Genomic DNA, 2861 nt, shown 5'->3' on the forward strand with positions numbered 1-2861 from the left:
TCCAACGCCGCCGCACACTCCGCCATCCGCCCGGCGAAGACCGGCGACTCCTCAAGCAGCCGCCCGCCCATACCCGCCCACTGCGCCCCCTGACCAGGGAACACCCACACCGACTTACCGACCACATCGGCCACACCCGCGACCACACGAGCCGCTGACCCGCCCGCGACCACACCACGCAGGGAAGCTCCGGCGTCCTCGGTGCCCAGCGAACCGAGACCGGCCAGCAGCTCCTCACGATCACGCCCCACCACCACCGCACGGTGCTCGAACACCGACCGCGACACCACCAGCGAGGACCCCACATCCACCGGGTCCAGCTCGCTGTGCATGTCGAGATGCGCGGCCAGACGGCGCGCCTGCGCGCGCAACGCCTCAGAGGTCCTCGCCGACACCAGCCACGGCACCGTACCCGGCGCCCGGTCCTCACCATGCGACTCCGTTTCAGGAGCCTCCGGCAACTGCTCCAAGATCATGTGCGCGTTGGTGCCGCTGATCCCGAACGACGACACAGCCGCCCGGCGTGGGTGGCCGTTCTGGTGCCACTCCACCGGCTCGGTCAGCAGCTCCACCGCGCCCGCTGACCAGTCGATGTGCGAGGACGGCTCGTCCACGTGCAACGTCTTGGGCAGCACCCCATGCCGCATGGCCATGATCATCTTGATCACACCCGCCGCACCGGCGGCGGCCTGCGTGTGACCGATGTTCGACTTGATCGAGCCGAGCAGCAGCGGACGGTCCTCGTCCCGGTCCTGCCCGTAGGTCGCCAGCAGCGCCTGCGCCTCGATCGGGTCACCCAACGTCGTACCCGTACCGTGCCCTTCCACCGCGTCCACCTCGGACACCGAGAGCCCGGCACCGGCCAGCGCCTGCCGGATGACCCGCTGCTGCGAAGGACCGTTCGGCGCGGTCAGACCGTTCGACGCGCCGTCCTGGTTGATCGCCGACCCGCGCACGATGGCGAGCACCTGGTGGCCGTTGCGGCGGGCGTCCGAAAGCCGCTCCATGACCAGCATGCCCACGCCCTCGGACCAACCCGCGCCGTCGGCCGCGTCGGAGTAGGACTTGCACCGACCGTCGGGGGCCAGCCCGCCCTGCCCGGTGAAATCGATGAACGGCCCCGGGGTGGCCATGACGGTCACGCCACCGGCCAGCGCCAGCGAGCAGTCACCGCCGCGCAGTGCCTGCGCCGCCAGGTGCATCGCCACCAGCGACGACGAGCAGGCGGTGTCCACCGTCACCGCCGGGCCCTCCAGCCCCAGCGTGTAGGACAATCGACCGCTCGCGACACTTCCGGCGGTGCCGGTGCCCATGAAGCCCAGCACGTCCGCCGGGAAGGGCATGCCCGAGTAGTCGTGGTACATCACGCCGGCGAACACGCCCGTGTGGCTGCCCCGCAGCGACACCGGGTCGACCCCGGCCCGCTCAACCGCCTCCCACGTCACCTCGAGCAGCAGCCGCTGCTGCGGGTCCATCGCCAAAGCCTCGCGCGGCGAGATCCCGAAGAACCCCGGATCGAACTCCCCGGCCTCGTGCAGGAAGCCACCCGCCTGGACATAGTTGACGGCGGTCCCCGGAGCAAACGATTCACGGCTCCAGCCGCGTGTCGTGGGGAAGGGCGAGATCGCGTCCACGCCCTCGGTGACCATCCGCCACAGGTCCTCCGGCGAGGTGACCCCGCCCGGATAGCGACACGCCATGCCCACGATCACGATCGGGTCGTCCGCCACCGGCAGGATGGACGTGGGGATGATCGCGTCGGCGTGCTCGCCGAGCAGTTCGGCCAGCAGGAACTCGGCCAGCACCACGGGGGTCGGGTAGTCGAACACCAGAGTGGCCGGCAACCGCAGCCCCGTCGCGCCGTTCAGCCGGTTGCGCAGCTCGACCGAGGTGAGACTGTCGAAGCCCAGCTCGCGGAACTCGCGCCGCACCTCCACCGTGTCAGGGGAGGCATGCCCCAGGACGACGGCCACCTCGGTACGCACCAGGTCCATCATCACCTCGGTGCGCTCGGCCGCCCCCAGCGGAGCCAGCCGCCCCAGCAGCGTCGCGGCCACCACCGACCCACCGGCCGCCGACCGGCGCCCGCCCCGCACCAGCCCGCGCAACAGCGGCGGCACCTCGCCGTGTGCCCGCAGTACGGACAGCTCAAGCCGGGCCGGGATCAGCAGCGCATGCTCCAGCGCGGTAGCGGTCTCGAACAACGCCAGGCCTTGTTCCAGCGACAGCGGCGGCATTCCGGCCCGCGCCATCCTGCGCATTTCGGCGTCGTCCAACGTGCTGGTCATCCCGGCGTCCTGGGCCCAGGCACCCCAGGCCAGCGAGAGCGCGGGCAGTCCCTCGGCCTGCCGCCGCTGGGCCAGCGCGTCCAGGAAGACGTTGGCGGCAGCGTAGTTGCCCTGGCCTGCGTTGCCCATGACTCCGGCAAGGGAGGAGAAGACCACGAACGCCGCGAGGTCCAGTCCCTGGGTGAGCTCGTGCAGATGCCAGGCGGCGTCGACCTTGGGCCGCAGGACCAGGTCCAGCGACCGCGGGGTCAGCGAGAGGGTGGTTCCGTCGTCCAGCACACCCGCCGTGTGGATGATCGCGGTCAGTGGATGCCCGGCCGGAACCTCGGCCAGCAGGCCCGCGACCTGGTCGCGGTCGGCCATGTCACACGCCGCGATCGTCACCTCGACGCCGTGGGCGATCAGCTCGGCCCGCAACTCCATCGCGCCGGGGGCGTCCAGGCCACGACGGCTGGTCAGGAGCAGATGCCGTACGCCACGCTCGGCCACCACATGCCGCGCGAACAGCGCACCCAGACCACCGGTACCACCAGTGATCAGCACCGTCCCGTCCGGATCCCACGAACGGGCACC

1 protein-coding gene is annotated in these 2861 nt (G+C 71.1%); it reads right to left on the reverse strand.

The genetic code is table 11. The annotated features are described in order from the left end of the window. Nucleotides 1-2831 (reverse strand): type I polyketide synthase (locus tag ABZ260_RS49470; protein WP_355632482.1); only part of this gene is annotated, 2831 nt, incomplete at its 3' end. Between the last annotated feature and the right edge of the window lie 30 nt (nucleotides 2832-2861).

Origin of the sequence: Streptosporangium sp. NPDC006013, assembly GCF_040614275.1 — a bacterium.
Taxonomy (GTDB): Bacteria; Actinomycetota; Actinomycetes; order Streptosporangiales; family Streptosporangiaceae; genus Streptosporangium.